Origin of the sequence: Burkholderia gladioli (assembly GCF_000959725.1) — a bacterium.
Taxonomy (GTDB): domain Bacteria; phylum Pseudomonadota; class Gammaproteobacteria; order Burkholderiales; family Burkholderiaceae; genus Burkholderia; species Burkholderia gladioli.
Genome location: NZ_CP009323.1, coordinates 2,781,461 through 2,797,016, shown reverse-complemented (window position 1 = coordinate 2,797,016; position 15,556 = coordinate 2,781,461). Strand labels below are relative to the sequence as shown.

General features: G+C 68.5%; 10 protein-coding genes. 4 read left to right on the top strand and 6 right to left on the bottom strand.

Features of this window, described 5'->3' with window-relative positions; translation table 11 throughout:
* Positions 1-20: 20 nt before the first annotated feature.
* The gene (gene cfa / locus BM43_RS29475) at positions 21-1,217 is read right to left on the bottom strand and encodes a cyclopropane fatty acyl phospholipid synthase (protein ID WP_036052155.1); all 1,197 of its coding nucleotides are present in this window, start codon (positions 1,215-1,217) and stop codon (positions 21-23) included.
* A gap of 549 nt (positions 1,218-1,766) precedes the next feature.
* Here cfa and BM43_RS29470 point away from each other — a divergent pair.
* Positions 1,767-3,227: a catalase gene (locus BM43_RS29470; protein WP_036052157.1), complete on the top strand. Its 1,461-nt coding sequence runs from the start codon at positions 1,767-1,769 to the stop codon at positions 3,225-3,227.
* Positions 3,228-3,298: 71 nt separating this feature from the next.
* Here BM43_RS29470 and BM43_RS29465 read toward each other — a convergent pair whose 3' ends face one another.
* From BM43_RS29465 to BM43_RS29445, 5 genes are read right to left on the bottom strand one after another with little or no spacing between them, the layout of a single operon-like run.
* On the bottom strand, positions 3,299-3,820 hold the full coding sequence (locus BM43_RS29465; RefSeq protein WP_052409168.1) for a hypothetical protein: 522 nt from the start codon (positions 3,818-3,820) through the stop codon (positions 3,299-3,301).
* The gene (locus BM43_RS29460; RefSeq protein ID WP_036029918.1) at positions 3,817-4,212 is read right to left on the bottom strand and encodes a hypothetical protein; all 396 of its coding nucleotides are present in this window, start codon (positions 4,210-4,212) and stop codon (positions 3,817-3,819) included. Before BM43_RS29460 ends, BM43_RS29465 begins: the two co-directional genes overlap by 4 nt.
* 13 nt (positions 4,213-4,225) lie before the next feature.
* A complete protein-coding gene (locus tag BM43_RS29455; protein WP_045577493.1) occupies positions 4,226-8,740 on the bottom strand; it encodes an RHS repeat-associated core domain-containing protein in 4,515 nt (1,504 codons plus the stop codon).
* A gap of 14 nt (positions 8,741-8,754) precedes the next feature.
* The gene (locus BM43_RS29450) at positions 8,755-9,177 is read right to left on the bottom strand and encodes a DcrB-related protein (RefSeq protein ID WP_013697245.1); all 423 of its coding nucleotides are present in this window, start codon (positions 9,175-9,177) and stop codon (positions 8,755-8,757) included.
* Between the two features lie 40 nt (positions 9,178-9,217).
* Complete coding sequence (locus BM43_RS29445; RefSeq protein ID WP_013697244.1) at positions 9,218-11,338, bottom strand: type VI secretion system Vgr family protein; 2,121 nt, start codon at positions 11,336-11,338, stop codon at positions 9,218-9,220.
* Between the two features lie 474 nt (positions 11,339-11,812).
* Between BM43_RS29445 and BM43_RS29440 the strand changes: the two genes are divergently transcribed.
* The 3 genes from BM43_RS29440 (at position 11,813) to BM43_RS29430 (ending at position 15,538) form a co-directional block, all read left to right on the top strand.
* Complete coding sequence (locus tag BM43_RS29440) at positions 11,813-12,424, top strand: glutathione S-transferase family protein (protein WP_013697243.1); 612 nt, start codon at positions 11,813-11,815, stop codon at positions 12,422-12,424.
* A gap of 29 nt (positions 12,425-12,453) precedes the next feature.
* Positions 12,454-14,526: a 2Fe-2S iron-sulfur cluster-binding protein gene (locus BM43_RS29435; RefSeq protein WP_036052158.1), complete on the top strand. Its 2,073-nt coding sequence runs from the start codon at positions 12,454-12,456 to the stop codon at positions 14,524-14,526.
* Between the two features lie 103 nt (positions 14,527-14,629).
* A complete protein-coding gene (locus BM43_RS29430) occupies positions 14,630-15,538 on the top strand; it encodes a LysR family transcriptional regulator (RefSeq protein ID WP_013697241.1) in 909 nt (302 codons plus the stop codon).
* Positions 15,539-15,556: the final 18 nt, after the last annotated feature.

The window sequence follows — 15,556 nt, the reverse complement described above, 5'->3', positions numbered from 1 at the left end:
CCGCCGTCCTGCCCGCTACCTCAGCGCGCCGAGCTCGCGCTCAGCCGCACCGAGCGATAGGTCTCGCGGCGCTGCGGATGGGTCAGCACGATCTGCCAGAGCTGCCCCTGGCGCGAGCGGAAGAAGCCCGCGCAGCAGAGCAGGTAGTACTTGAACATGCGATAGAAGCGCAGGTCGTAGCTCGACTTCAGGCTCGGCCAGGCCGCATCGAAACGCGCCCACCAGGCCATCAGCGTGCGGTCGTAGTCGGGGCCGAAGTTGTGCCAGTCCTCGATCAGGAAGCGCCCGTCCACCGCCTCGACGATCTGCCCCGGCGCCGGCAGCTTGCCGTTGGGGAACACGTAGCGGTCGATCCAGGGATCGGTGCCGGCCGACTCGCTGGCGATGCCGATCGAATGCAGCACGAAGATGCCCTCGGGCGCCAGCAGCCGCCTGGCGGTATCGAAGTAGGTACGGTAGTTCTTCGGGCCGACGTGCTCGAACATGCCGACCGAGACGATCTTGTCGAAGCTGCCCTGCAGCTCGCGATAGTCCTGCAGCAGCAGCGTGACGGGCAGCCCGCGGCAGCGCTCCTGCGCCAGCGCCAGTTGCTCCTTGGAGACGGTCACGCCGGTCACCTTCACGCCGTAGCGCTCGGCGGCGAACTTGGCCAGGCCGCCCCAGCCGCAGCCGATGTCGAGCAGGGTCTCGCCAGGTTTCAACTGCAGCTTGCGGCACAGCATGTCGAGCTTGTCGAACTGCGCCTGCTCGAGATCGGTAGCGTGTTCCCAGTAGCCGCACGAATAGATCATGCGCGAATCGAGCATGGCCTCGAACACGTCGTTGCCGGCGTCGTAGTGCTGCTCGCCCACCTGGAACGCGCGGCTTTTCGACTGCAGGTTGAACAGGCGATGCCGCAGGTGCTCGTAGCCGAGCCGCAGCTTGGCCATGCCGAGCGCCGCCATGTCGATATCGGTGAGCAGCAGCCTGGTGAACAGCTCGTCGAGCCGCTCGCAATCCCACAGCCCGTCCATGTAGGCTTCGCCGAAGCCCAGCGACCAGCTCGAGAAGATGCGCCGATAGACCTCGCGGTCGTGAACCTGGATGTCCCAGGCGCGCTTGCCGCCGATCTCGACGTCGGCTGCCCTCAGCAGCGAAACCAGCACCGCGGGCGCCGCGCCCGCCTGCCGGGAAGTCCCGTGTTCGGATTGGCCGGGGATGGATGGTTCGGGTGTCATGCCGGCTGGTTCTCCAGTTCGAGGGTCGTGCGCCGCCAGGATTGCGCGGTCTCTTGTTGGGTCAGCACTATCGCCGGAACGCCGCCGGCCTGTGAAATTCAATATTCGAATGGACCCGATAGCCTGAACCCGCGGGCAGGCCCTCGCCCGCTACCGGCATCCCCCGCCTGTCTCGCCGCGCCCCGTGTCCGGATTGCACGTGAAATGGCAGCAATCGTCGCGCGGTTTTTATTGAGATTAACTATCGAACAAGGGAAACTGATTGCGTTTTCCGTGGGCTTCGATGCGTCTCGCGCCGCGCTGCAAATACGATAGCCGATCCGCGCCGAAACTGCCGCGAAGCGCCGCGCGCCTGCCGGGACCATCTCTGCAAGCCGCGGCGGCTTCGCCCAGAATCCGCTGCGCGCATCGCCTGCCGCGAGGCGCGATGCGCGAGACCCCGCCACGGAACACCTGCCCTCGCGCGATGCAGCCCGCTGCCGCGCCGGCAGCGCGTCGTGCCGAACCGATCGGCGCGCGCTCCCCACACTCAAGTTCAGGAGAAGTTTCATGTCCGACAAGACGACCCCGACCTACCTGACCCACGCGGCCGGCGCCCCGGTCAGCGACAACCTCAACATCCAGACCGCCGGCCCGCGCGGCCCGGCCCTGCTGCAGGACGTCTGGCTGATCGAGAAGCTCGCGCACTTCGACCGCGAGGTGATCCCCGAGCGGCGCATGCACGCCAAGGGCGCGGGCGCGCACGGCAGCTTCACGGTCACGCACGACATCACGCGCTACAGCAAGGCGAAGATCTTCTCGGAGATCGGCAAGCAAACGCCGATGTTCGCGCGCTTCTCGACGGTGGCGGGCGAGCGCGGCGCGGCCGATGCCGAGCGCGACATCCGCGGTTTCGCGCTGAAGTTCTACACCGAGGAAGGCAACTGGGACGTGGTGGGCAACAACACGCCGGTGTTCTTCTTCCGCGATCCGCTGCGGTTCCCGGACCTCAACCACGCGATCAAGCGCGATCCGCGCACCGGCATGCGCAGCGCCGACAGCAACTGGGATTTCTGGTCGCTGCTGCCCGAGGCGCTGCACCAGGTCACCATCGTGATGAGCGAGCGCGGCCTGCCGCGCAGCTTCCGCCACATGCACGGCTTCGGCAGCCACACCTACAGCTTCATCAACGAGGCCAACGAGCGCAGCTGGGTGAAGTTCCACTTCCGCAGCCAGCAGGGCATCGAGAACCTGACCGACGCCGAGGCCGAGCAACTGGTGGGCAAGGATCGCGAATCGCACCAGCGCGACCTGTACCAGAGCATCGAGCGCGGCGAGTTCCCGCGCTGGACGCTGTTCATCCAGGTGATGACGGACGCGCAGGCCAAGGCCTTCCCGTTCAACCCGTTCGACCTGACCAAGGTCTGGCCGAAGGGCGAGTTCCCGCTGATCGAGGTGGGTTACTTCGAGCTGAACCGCAACCCCGAGAACTTCTTCGCCGAAACCGAGCAGGCCGCCTTCTCGCCCTCGAACATCGTGCCGGGGATCGGCTACTCGCCCGACAAGATGCTGCAGGCGCGGCTGTTCTCCTACCCGGACGCGCAGCGCTACCGGCTCGGCGTGAACTTCAACCACATCCCGGTGAACGCGCCGAAGTGCCCGTTCCACAGCTATCACCGCGACGGCGCGATGCGCACCGATGGCAACCTCGGCGGCACGCCCTCGTACTGGCCCAACAGCAAGGGCGAGTGGACCGACCAGCCCCAGTTGAACGAGCCGCCGCTGGCGATCGACGGCGCGGCCGCGCATTGGGATCATCGCGTCGACGAGGATCACTACCAGCAGCCGGGCAACCTGTTCCGCATGATGAACGAGGCGCAGAAGCAGGCGCTGTTCGACAACACGGCGCGGGCGATGGGCGACGCGCGCGAGGAGGTCAAGCAGCGCCACGTGGAGAACTGCGCGAAGGCCGATCCGGCCTATGGCGCGGGGGTGGCCGCGGCGCTGGCGAAGCTGGCGGCGGCCAAGTAGGGACGCGCCCGGCGCCGGTCAGGCCGCCGGCGCCGGGCCGATGCCCGAAGCCGGCGGTTCGATCGCCGCGCCTACCTGAGCGAGGCTGGGTCGAAGATCACCAGCCGGCCGTCCTCATGAAGCCCGCAAGGCCAGCCGCCCAGCCGATAAGCCTGCAAGACCCCGTCGAGCCAGCGCTCGGCCGGCAGCCCCAGCCAACGATGGATCGCGAGGGTCGCCAGCACGAACATCGCATCCTCGCGCGCCTCGGACCAACGGAAATCGTCGCGCGGCGTGTTGCTGCCGGCGAGCCTTCGCTTGCGATGCTCGATGCGCTCGCCGGCCTGGCGGCGCTGGCAATCCAGCATCCATCGCTCGACGTAAGCTTGGGCGGCATCGAACCGCGGGTGCCGACGCAGGCGGGCCCGGCATTGCTCGATGGCATCGAGCCAGACGCGATAGCCCTCCGGCAGGGACTGCTCGAACGCAAGCAGGAAGGCCCGATCCAGCTCGGCGATCACGATCGCGCCTGCCACGGCTGCGTCCGGCAGCCCCGCGAAGAGCGTGTCGGACGCGAGCAGCTGCAATACCTCGACGGCCTCGTCCTCGCTCACTGGTCCGAGTAGTCGAACACGCCGAGGAACAGCGGATCCTCGTCGATCTTGCGCGTGACGACCTTGGGATCGTAGGCGAAATCGTATTGCACCAACACGCTTCGGGCCTGCGTGATACCGCGCGCCGCGGCCGCCGCCAACACCGCGTCGCGATACGAATCGGCATAGGACAAATCGGCGAGCAGGTCGCCGATATCGCTCATCTGGAAATCGAAATGATTGTTTTCCTGATCGCTCAGGCGGTAGTAGCCGACACCGCACAAGTCCTGCAAGGTATCGATGTCGGTATCGCCGCTGCGATCCCGCATGCCGAGCCAGACCGACAGCACGCCCTTCTTCTCGAAGTTCTGCGTGTAGAAATCCTCGTCCTCGGAATAATCGCGCGATGCCATGATTCAGGCTCTCCTATTGATGAAAACCCGACGGCAGCGCATCGTAGCCGCCGGTGATCCATTTGTCGGCCCATGGCCGGATGTTCTGCTTGAAATCCGACAGGCTGCTCGAGTTCTGGATGATCGACTGGAGCTGATTATGGACCATCTTGGAGCCCGGGGCCTTCGAGTTCGGTAGCCCGGTCGAGTGCTTCCAGCCGTTCGCGAGGCCGCCCTCGTTGAGGTCCGAAATCGGGATCGCGAAGTCCTCCTGCACCTGCTTCGCACTCACGTCCCACTGCTTCCACTGCGGCGCCTCGGCCACCATCAGCATCTCGTGATTGCCACCCGCGCCGCGCAATCCCGATTCGATCTTGGCGCGCAGGGCCGGCTGCTCGTACATCGTCGAGATCTCCTCGGGCGTGCGCGCGTCGAACCATTCGTTGAACTTGCCGCTGGCGAAGGTCGGGATGTCCTTGGCCGTGACCTTGTTGACGTCGAACTCCTCGCAGCCGGACAGCCCGAGCGGATCGATGCGCCCGGTCGGATTCTCGACGTAGCCCTGGGTGCGCAGGCCGCCCGCCAGGCCAAGCGGATCGGGACTCAGGTACTGGCCCGAATCCGGATCGTAGTAGCGGTTCAGGTTGTAGCTGAGCCCCGATTCCTGGTCGGCCCATTGCCCCGGAAAACGCAGCGTGGTGTCGAGCGTGCCGGCCTCGTCGTTGGCCGCCGGCCTGGCCAGCAGCCGCCCCCACAGGGAATGCGCGCCCTTCCAGACACGCTCGCCGCGCGCATCGAAGATCGCCTTCGGCATGCCGACCTGGTCGGTCAGCACCGGATACAGGCCGTCGTCGGTTTCCTGCGCGAGCGGACGGAAACTGCCCGGGTCGATGTGCCAGGTCACCACCTCGCCGGTGGTGCCGTCGCGCAGTTCGGTCCAGCGCTCGGCCAGGGCCGGACCGTCCCAGAGATAACGCGTGCTCTCGCGCGCACCCACCCGGCGCTTGTCGACGCGCCGGTTGAAGGCGTCGTAGCGATAGGTCCACACGCCGTGATCGGGCGTGCTCACCTTGACCAGGCGATTCAGACCATCCCAGTCGTACCGCCAGGTCCTGGGCCGGAAGCCCGGCCGCTCGACGGTCTTCTCGATCGCGCGACCTCGCGCGTCGTAGCGCCAGCGCGCGTAGCCGACGCGCTCCGGCAGACCGCCGGGCGCATGGCGATGCGCCTCGCCGGTGTCCTGCTCGCCGTGCGCGCCCAGGTTCATCGCCGCGTCGTAGCCATAGCGCTCGGCCGGCTGCCGCGCCGCGTCGACAGCCGTGACCTGGCCGCGCACGTCGCGCCGGTAGTCGATCGTATCGGCCTCGGTGTCGATGCCAGCCAGCTCGCCTGCCGCATCGTAGCGATAGACCTGGCGAGTCAGTTGTTCGATCGCGCCGGCCGGATCGGTCTGCAGCATCGCCAGCAATTCCTCGGGGCCGGCCACCTGCTTGCGGATCCGCCCGCACACGTCGTACTCCACGCGTGCGACGAAGGCCCCCGCGTGCCGGCCGATCTCGCGTCCGAGCCCGTCGCGCTCGATCTCGAGGCCGCCGACGCGTGTCAGCGCGCCGAGCGGGTCATAGGCGTAGACCGTCTCGCGAGTCGGCGTGGCGCGCAGGCAGCGGCGTCCCGACTCGTCGTAGACATGGCGCAGCAAGTCGCCATGCTGGTCCTCGCCGATCAGGCGGCCATGCGCATCGTAGGCGAAGCGCGTCAGGTGCGGGTGCTCGCCCTGCACCTCGGCCGAGGCGAGCCGCCCGCCGGCGTCGTAGCGATAGACGATGCGGACATCGCCCGCGTCGATGGCGGTGATGCGGTCCAGGGCGTCGTAGCTGTAGCGCCATTCGGTGCCGTCCGGCAGGCCGCGCGCCAGCAGGCGGCCGGCCGCGTCGCGCCGGTACCGCGTGAGACGCCCTCCCCAGTCGATTTCCGAGCGTAGCCGGCCCGCTGCGTCGTAGTCGTAGGTCCAGGTTTCGCCCAGCGGATTGGTGACGCGGCTCAGGCAGGTGCGATGATCGTATTCGTAGCGCGTTTCCTGGCCGGCCGCGTCGATGCTGGCCGTCAGCAGGTCGAACGGCCCGTAGCGGCGCCGGATCACGCGGCCCAGCGGATCGACCTGCTCGATCGCCAGGCCCTCGCTGTTGTAGCGCGCGCTCAGCACCGAGCCGTCGGCTCGCGTCACGGCGCGCAGCAGGCCGCGCGGGTTGTCGGGGCCCGGCGTGTAGTCGAAGCGCGTGAGCTGTCCATCGGGCGAGGTTTCGGCAAGCAGGCGCCCGAACACGTCGACCTCGCGGCGAAACCTCGCGCCGCTCGCCAGCACCACCTCGCTGGGCCGCAGGCGCGCGTCGTAGTCGAAGCGCGTCTCGGCCGTGCCGCGAACCACCCGCAGCAGCTCGCCGCGCGAACCGTAGCGATATTGCGTGCGGGTGCCGTCGGGCTCGGTGCGCGCGATCAGGCGGCGCAGGTGATCGTATTCGAGCCGAATGCGCCCGCCCGAAGGCAGCACCACCGCCACCAGCCGCTGCTCCTCGTCGTGCTCGAAGGCCATCGCACGGCCGCTCGCTTCGATCACGCCGACCAGTTGCCCTCGCGCGTCGTAGCGATAGTCGGTGCGCCGCCCGAGCGGGTCGATGCGCGCGCTCAAGCGGCCGAGTTCCCACTCGTAGCGCTCGGTGGCGCCGAGCGCATTGCGGTGCGCGACCACCAGGCCGTCGGCGTCGTGGTCGTAGATCGACTCGCCGTCGGCATCGATCACGCGCGTGCGCCCCGGCTCGTAGACGAAGCGCCCGCCGTGGTAGCCCTCGCGCGTGCCGGTCTCGATCACGCGGCCATCGCGATCGTAGCGATAGTGAACCTCGGTCTGGTCGGTATCGCGCCAGCGCGTCATCCAGCCGTTGTCATCGTAGTCGTAGCGGAACCCGCCGAACTGGCGGCTCGCGACCTCCACCAGACGTCCGCCCTGGTGGACATAGTCCACCAGCCGATGGACGATGCCATCCGCATCGTGCAGCACGATCGCGAGCGGGTACCGCTGCTCGCCGTGATAATGCAATGCGACGCGATAGCCATCGCTGTGCGCGAGTTCGGCAAGCCGGCCCTGCTCGTCGTAGCCGAAGCGGATCGCGTTGCCGTCGAGATCCTCGATGCGCTCCAGTCGTGCCGCACCCACCTCCGATAGCTCGGCGAAAATCAGCAGCCGTCGCGTGTCGCGATCGAGAATCCGCGGCTCGGTGCAACTGCCGACCAGACGATAGCGCGGCTCGCGCAAATTGATGCCGTCGAAGGCGCTGGCCGGCGCATCGAAGCCGAGCACCAGCCCGGCTCCGTCATGGAAGCGCACCACGCGGCCGTCGCGAGTCAGCCGTTGCGACCAGTTGTCGGTCCAGCGTTCGCCGAGCAGGCCGTGCCCGGTCGCGCGGGTGCGATAGCGCCGCGCCAGCTCGAGCGGCAGCACACCGGGGATGTAGAGGTCGCGGCGGCGCTCCACCAGCTCGCCGCTCGCCACGTCGACCGGATCCTTCTCGCAGGTGCGCTTGTTCTCGTCGACGCCGGTCTGCTCCACCGATTCGGTCGAACTCGGCCGGAAGCGCTCGCCCGCCATATGCCCGAGCTTCGCGCCGATCAGGCCGCCCAGCAGCCCGGCCAGGAATTCCTGGCCGGCCGTCAGCTCCGGATTCTTCGGCCCGTATTGCCCGGTGGTCTTGTCGATCCAGATGCTGTTGCGCCCCGAGTTGACCTTGCCGCTGCAATGCGTCTCGTGGCCGATCCGCACCAGCGGCAGGCCATTGACGAAGATCGTCCTGCTGCCCTCGACCAGCGGCTCGGGCGCGCCCGAGTGATGCTCGCACTGCACCAGGTCCGTCACGCGCGCGACCTTCTTCTTCTCGAAGTAGACCGTGCGCGAGCCGGTCATGATCTTGCCGCAGTTGCTGCCCATGCTCTGGCTGGCCTGCGCGAGCGCGCTGCCCAGGCTCAGGCCGCCCGCCATCACGCAGCCGACGATCAGCGCGCCGGCCAGCCCGCCGGTGGCGACCGTGGCGGCGATCGCCGCGCCGATCGCGACGCCCACCGCGAGCCCGACCATCATTCCCCAGAAGCCCGAGGAATGGGCGATGTCATCGCCGACGCAGGCCGGGTGCGGGTCGCCGCGGCCGATGGTGAGCCCGAGCGCGTCGCCGAGCCGGGTGAAGCCGCTGGCCATCGCGCCCGTCACGCCGACTTTGTCCAGCAGCATCGCGCCACCCAGCGCGATCACCGCGGGCGCCGCGGCCAGCGCGCCGGCACCGAGCGCGGCCGCGCCGCCGGCGCCCCCCGCCAGCGCGGCCGAGCCGCCCGCGTAGGCGGCATAGCCGATGTCGGCGCCGGTCATGCCGTAGTTGGCGCCGTCCACCCAGCCCATCTGCTGCTGCTTGGTCTTCTCCCCGTCCTCCAGCGTCTGCAGGTTCGCGACGCGCTGCTCGGCGCTGCCGCTCGGCTCCTGGTAGGTGGGCGTGGTGGAATCGGACATGGCCGCTGCCCCGCTCAGGCCGGCTCGCGCAACTGCAGGCTGGCGATCAGCGCCTGAAGTTGCTCGCGCTGCGTGTCGCTGATCGCGCCCGGCGCCGTGAAGGTCAGCATCAGCACCACGCGGCCGTATTCGACCATCGTCAGGCGCTGCTGGATCGGCGCGCGGTTGTTGGTCCAGGTGTATTCGTGCGCGAAGGCCTCGCGGCCCGACACGCTGGTTTCCTCGCTGGAGACCGCCGCGTAGTCGCTGACCTGCCGCGCCAGCTTGCGGATCTCGCCCGCGGTGTATTCGGCGAACTTCATGCCCCACGGCAGGGGCTCGCGGGTGATCACGAAACTCACGCCCTCGGTGCCGGTGGCAGCCGACACGAATACGTTCATGGTCTTGTCCTGCCACGCCTCGGGCATCGCGAAGCTGCCCTCGTGCATCTGGTACATGCTCGGCTTCCTGGTGGGTGAGCGATGCTCGCCGGCTCGCTCAGCTGTTGTCGGGATTGATGTCGGTGCGCGCGGCCTGCACCTTGATGTTGTCGGCGTCGATGTGGATCACCGACTTGCCCTTGTAGATCTCGATCACGTCGCCGGTCATGTGGATCTTCGTGCCGGCATCGCCGCCGATCTTGATCCACAGTTCCTTGGCCTCGATGGTGTGCGTGCCGTTGGGCGCCTGGTAATCGGTCTTGCCCTGCGCCACCACGGTCTTCTGGTCGCCGACATGGACGGTGGTCGCGTCGTTGCCCTTGGCGACGTGGACGGTGCGATCGCCCTTGAGCACCGAGGTGGTCTGCGCGTCCTCCACCACCGTGTTCATGTCCTTCTGCGCGTGCAGGTAGAGCATCTGCGCGCCGGCCACGTCGCTCATCAGCAGTTCGTTGGAGCCGGCGCCCTTGTGCGTCTGGCTCTTGATACCCATGGTCTGGCCGGCCGCGCCGTGGTACGGGTTGCCCTGCTCGCCGTTGAACATGCGCCCGACGATCACCGGGTTGTCGGGGTCGCCCTGGTTGAAGGCGACGAGCACCTCCTGGCCGATCCGCGGGATCGCCGCGGCGCCCCAGCCGGCGCCGGCCCAGGGCTGCGAGACGCGGATCCACATCGAATCGGAGCCGTCGCATTTGCCGCGCCGGTCCCACAGGAAATGCAGCTTCACGCAACTGCCGTTGGTGTGGATCTCCTCGCCCTTGGGACCCACCACGATGGCCGACTGGGTGCCCTGGATCAGCGGCTTGGTGGTCATCCGCTGCGCGCGATAGGCGACCTTCTGCGGCAGCAGCGCGAAGCTGTTGCGATAGGGCAGCCTGGCCGCGTGCTGGGTGTAGTCGTTGACCGCCTCGTGGCGCACCTGCAGCACCACGTACTCCTGGTTGTCGGCCGCCACCGGATGCCCGGTCACGCTCACGCTGCCGGCCGCCGTCATGCGCCAGGCGTAGCCCTGCCCCGTGTAGCGATGCGCCTGCGCCTCCTCTGCCTCGATCGCGTAGCGCGCATAGCGGTTGCCGTCGTCGCTGTGGTCGTAGAGCGACTGGTGCTCGAAGCGCTCGGTGGTATCGAGCCGCGCATGCGTGAGCGTCAGCGATTCGGCCTGCACCATCATCAGCGGCGAGGACGGCGTCTGGTGGTTGAAGTCGCGGTAGGTCACCTTGCCCACCCCGAAGCGCCCGCCCTCGTGCAGTTGGTCGATGCCGTTGTATTCGCTGGAGGCGCTGTCCGCGTAGGGCACGCTCGCCAGCCCGTCGATCGGGCGGAACACGCCGTTGGTGTCGCCGATCGCGAGAATGTGCTTGTCCTTCTGGTAGCGATGCGTCCAGATCAGCCCCTCCTGCTCCATCAGCCGCGCGCAGAAGTTGAAATAGGACTCCTGGTACATCACCACGTAGTCGAGCGGCTTCTGCGCATTGCGGATGTCGAAGGCGAAATCGGAGAAGCCGTGCTCGGTGAAGATGGTCGAGAGGATGTCGCGCGCGCTCTGGTTCTGGAAGATCCGGCAATCGGTCGAGCGCGTCAGGAACCAGAACCACGGCACCACCGACATCTGGTATTGCGTGACGCTGCCCGGGTTGCCGACGCGGTCGAACGAGCACACGTAGCCGTCGAAGTAGCGATAGTTATCGCCGCTGGAGGCCGTCACGCGCTCGAGCGATACCTGGGTGGGCTGCTGGTCGAGGCGCAGCTTGACCTGCTGGCCGATCAGGTCGGCCGGCTTGAGGTCGTTGCGATGCGAGAGCAGGTCGAGATGGATCTCCGGCAGCCGGTTCACCTGCTCGTCGACGATCGCCACGCTCACCAGCAGCACGTCCTGGCCCAGCGGCGTGTCGAGCGTGACGTAGCGGTTGGCCTGGGTCAGCGTGGCGCTGCTGCCGGCCACCTGACCGTTGATCGACTCGGCGATCGCCGAGGGCGGCCGGTTCAGCAGCGAGAAGCCGGTCTGCGCGAGCTGCATGGCGCGCTGCACGGTGTCGAGATGGCTGGCCACCCCGGCCAGCGGGCCGAGCTGGCCGGCAACGCCAGAGGCCAGCGAACCGGCGAGTCCGCCGAGCGGACTGGGTAAGGGGCTGCCGCCGATCGCACTGAGCAGGCCGCCGCCGTTCGGAGCAAAACTCATCGTGGTTCCTTTCCGTCTCGGGTTCCGCCAAGGCAGCCGGGGCCGCGCCGAGGCGTCGATACTTTAGGGGAAATTCCGCCGACAAGAAAGCTCAGGATCACTATTGAAGCGCATGACACGAGCCTTGTTTTCAGGGTTCGAACGTATCGCGCCAGGCAACGGAAATCCCTACCTGGAAGCCGCGTCGCGCACTGGAAAGACTTGCCGAATTCCGGCTCGCACATCGTCGACATGTCGTCGGCACGTCCAGCGCGTGACGTCTCGATGACGGGTTGCGCAAGGCTGACCGCAGGGTGCTTGCGCCGCTTCCGGCGGCCATTCATCCGACGATTCCGCCCCCTGCCTTGCGCGCCACTGTTCGCGTTTCGAGAAGAATCCATTCGCGCCGCGGCCGATTCCCCGCCCGGCGCCGCGTCCCTAGACTGGCTTCATGCGATCGGATGGTCCGGTCGCCCAGACCCAGAGGACTCCACCATGAAGCTCTATCACCACCCGCTGTCCGGCCATTCGCACCGCGTGCGCCTGCTGCTGTCGCTGCTCGGCATCGAGTACGACGCGATCGAGGTCGACCTGGCCGCCGCCGCCCACAAGTCGCCCGAGTTCCTGAAGCTGAACCGCTTCGGCCAGGTGCCGGTGCTGGTCGACGGCGAGACGGTGATCGCCGATTCGAACGCGATCCTGGTCTACCTCGCGCGCCGCGCCGGCAAGCCGGGCTGGCTGCCCGAGGCGCCGGTCGAGGAAGCGGCGGTGCAGCGCTGGCTGTCGGTGGCCGCCGGCGAAATCGCCTACGGCCCGGCCGCAGCGCGCCTGATCACGGTGTTCGGCGCGAGCTACCATGCCGACGAGGTGATCGCGCGCGCCCACCGGATCCTCAAGCTGATCGACGAGGAACTGGCCGGCCACGCCTTCATCGCGGGCGAGACCGCGACGATCGCCGATGTCGCGCTGTACGGCTACATCTCGCGGGCCCCCGAGGGCAACGTCGACCTGTCGTTCTACCCGCGCATCAATGCCTGGCTGAGCCGCATCGAGGCGCTGCCCGGCTTCGTCGAGTTCCGCAAGACGCCGGTCGGCCTGGCCGCCTGAACGACACGCAATTTCCCGGGAGTCCTGGCATGAAGCTCACGCACACCGAAACCGCATCGCCCTGGCACGAGGGCGAGCTGGCGATCCAGCGCAAGACCGGCGTGGCCGGCAAGATGCACGAGGTGGGCCAGCGCGTGGTGCGCGACTACATGCCGGACCAGCATCGCGAGTTCTACGCGCAGTTGCCCTTCATCGCGTTCGGTGCCGTCGATGAACGCGGCGATGCCTGGGCGAGCTTCCTGAGCGGCCATCCCGGCTTCATGCAGTCGCCCGAGCCGGGGCGGCTGCATGTCGAGGCCGGCGTCGATCCCGCCGATCCGGCCGCGCCCGGCCTGTACGAAGGCGCGGCGATCGGCCTGCTCGGCATCGAGCTGCATACGCGCCGCCGCAACCGCATGAACGGCACGCTGCGCGCGCACACGGCCGGCGGCTTCGACGTGCAGGTGCGGCAGAGCTTCGGCAACTGCCCGCAGTACATCCAGTTGCGCGATTTCGGTTTCGTGCGCGAGCCCTCGCAATACACCGACATCGCCCCGCTCGAGTTCGACCATCTCGACGCGCGTGCCCGCGCCATCATCGCGGCGGCCGATACCTTCTTCGTCGCCTCCTATGTCGGCGAGGGCGAGGCGCGCCAGGTCGACGTCTCGCATCGCGGCGGCAATGCCGGCTTTGTCAGGATCGACGAGGACGGCCGGCTGACCGTGCCCGACTTCGCCGGCAACCTGTTCTTCGCCACGCTCGGCAACTTCCTCGTCAATCCGCGCGCCGGCCTGGTGTTCGTCGATTTCGAAACGGGCGACATGCTGCAGATGACGGGCGAGGCCAGCGTCGAGCTCGAATCGGAGGAGATCGCCGCCTTCCAGGGCGCCGAGCGGCTGTGGCATTTCAAGCCGCGCCGCGTGATCCATCGCCGGCAGGCGATGCCGCTGCGCTGGCGCTTTCGCGCCGACGGCTGGTCGCCGAACTCGCTGATGACGGGCAGCTGGGACGAGGCCGCCAGCCGCCTGAAGGCCGCCGCGCTGGCCCATGCCTGGCGCCCCTTCGAGGTCACCCGCATCGTCGACGAGACGCCGGCGATCCGCTCCTTCCACCTGCAGCCGGCCGACGGCGCCGGCCTGCTGCCGCACGCGGCCGGCCAGCACCTGCCGATCCGCGTCACGCCGCCGGGCCAGGAGCGTGCGCTGATTCGCACCTACACGCTGTCCACCGCGCCTTCCGACGGCGTCTACCGGATCAGCGTCAAGCGCGACGGGCTGGTGTCCGCCTACCTGCACGACACGCTGCGCCTGGGCAGCACGCTCGAGACGCGCGCGCCGGCCGGCGCCTTCACGATCGACGCGGCGCAGACGCGGCCGGCCGTACTGCTGGCCGCGGGCGTGGGCGTCACGCCGATGCTGGCGATGCTGCGGCACATCGTGTACGAGGGGCTGCGCAAGCGCCGCGTGCGGCCGACCTGGTTCTTCCATTCGGCGCGCTCGCTCGGCGAGCGGGCCTTCTCCGCGGAGATCGCGCAACTGGCCGCCGCCTCGAAGGGCGCGGTGACGGTGGTGCGCGCGCTCAGCGACACGGTCGGCGCGCAAGCGCACGAGGACTACGACTTCGGCGGCCGCCTCGATATCGCGCTGCTGCGGCGCACCCTGCCCTTCGACGACTACGACTTCTATCTGTGCGGCCCCGGCGGCTTCATGCAGTCGATGTACGACGCGCTGCGCGACCTCAACGTGGCCGACGCGCGGATCCATGCCGAGGCCTTCGGCCCCTCGGGGCTGCAGCGACGACGCGATGCCGCCGCCGCGGCCGCACCGGCGCGCGAGCCCGCCACCGAGCCGACGCCCGTGGCCTTCGTGAAGTCGGGCAAGGAAGCGCGCTGGCAGCCGGACGGGGGCTCGCTGCTGGAGTTGGCCGAGGCGCGCGGGCTCGCGCCCGAATACGGCTGTCGCAGCGGCAGTTGCGGGTCCTGCCGCGCACGTGTCGTCGAGGGCGCGGTGGCCTATCCGAGAGCGCCGGAGTTCGAGGTGGCCGAGGGCGAGGCGCTGATCTGCTGCGCGGTGCCGGCCAGCCCGGCATCGGGCGGCGGCTCGCGCCTGCTGCTCGATCTTTGAGACGGGCGCCGCCGGGTTCAATCGGCCCGGCGACGGCGCCCGATGCTGCTATCTTTACGGCCATCGCGCCCGCTCACCGGCCCTACCATCTTCCCCCCCGCCCATGGACAAGCATCAGGCAATGACCGTCTTCGTCACCGTCGTCGAGACCGAGGGTTTCGCCTCGGCCGCGCGCAAGCTGCGCGTCTCGCCCTCGGTGATCAGCCGCGTGGTGACCGAACTCGAGGCGCATCTCGGCGTGCGGCTGCTCACGCGCACCACGCGCGTGGTGCGCGTGACCGACGCCGGCGCGCGCTTCTTCGAGGACAGCCGGCGCATCCTCGCCGACATCGCCGCGGCCGAGCTGGGCGCCGCCAGCGAGAACACCACGCCGCGCGGCCAGTTGACCGTCACCGCGCCGGTGATGTTCGGCAAGCTCCATCTGCTGCCGATCACGCACGAATACCTGCGGCGTTATCCGGCCGTCAACGTGCAATGCTGGTTTCTCGACCGCATCGTCAACCTGGTCGACGAGGGCGTGGACGTGGGGATCCGCATCGGCGAGCTGCCCGATTCCTCGCTGCAGGCGATCCCGGTCGGCAAGGTGCGACGCGTGCTGTGCGCCTCGCCCGCCTATCTGAAGGCGCATGGCACGCCCCGGCATCCCGACGAGCTGGCCTCGCACGTCACGATCCAGAGCGTGAGCGCGGCGCCCACGGCCGAGTGGCGCTTTCGCGAGGGCGAGCGCCAGACCCTGGTGTCGATCCAGCCGCGCCTGTCCACCACCACCAACGACTCGGCGATCGACGCGGCGGTGGCGGGCCTGGGCATCATGCGCGGCATCTCCTACCAGATCACCGAGGAAGTCGCGGCGGGCCGCCTGCGGATCGTGCTGGCCGATTACGAGATCGAGCCGCTGCCGGTGCACGTGATCCATCGCGAAGGCCGGCATGTGAACCAGAAGGTGCGCGCCTTCGTGGATCTCGCGGTGGAGACGTTGCGGGCCAAGTCGGGCAGGTGGGGCGCGGGCTGAGGTAAGCGCATGCGGGAT

Bases quoted from the DNA above. Each gene is read 5' to 3' on its own strand.
- cfa (WP_036052155.1), bottom strand. From the start codon at position 1,217: ATGACACCCGAACCATCCATCCCCGGCCAATCCGAACACGGGACTTCC.
- BM43_RS29455 (WP_045577493.1), bottom strand. From the start codon at position 8,740: ATGTCCGATTCCACCACGCCCACCTACCAGGAGCCGAGCGGCAGCGCC.
- BM43_RS29435 (WP_036052158.1), top strand. From the start codon at position 12,454: ATGAAGCTCACGCACACCGAAACCGCATCGCCCTGGCACGAGGGCGAG.
- BM43_RS29430 (WP_013697241.1), top strand. From the start codon at position 14,630: ATGGACAAGCATCAGGCAATGACCGTCTTCGTCACCGTCGTCGAGACC.
- BM43_RS29460 (WP_036029918.1), bottom strand. From the start codon at position 4,212: ATGGCATCGCGCGATTATTCCGAGGACGAGGATTTCTACACGCAGAAC.
- BM43_RS29440 (WP_013697243.1), top strand. From the start codon at position 11,813: ATGAAGCTCTATCACCACCCGCTGTCCGGCCATTCGCACCGCGTGCGC.
- BM43_RS29470 (WP_036052157.1), top strand. From the start codon at position 1,767: ATGTCCGACAAGACGACCCCGACCTACCTGACCCACGCGGCCGGCGCC.
- BM43_RS29450 (WP_013697245.1), bottom strand. From the start codon at position 9,177: ATGTACCAGATGCACGAGGGCAGCTTCGCGATGCCCGAGGCGTGGCAG.
- BM43_RS29445 (WP_013697244.1), bottom strand. From the start codon at position 11,338: ATGAGTTTTGCTCCGAACGGCGGCGGCCTGCTCAGTGCGATCGGCGGC.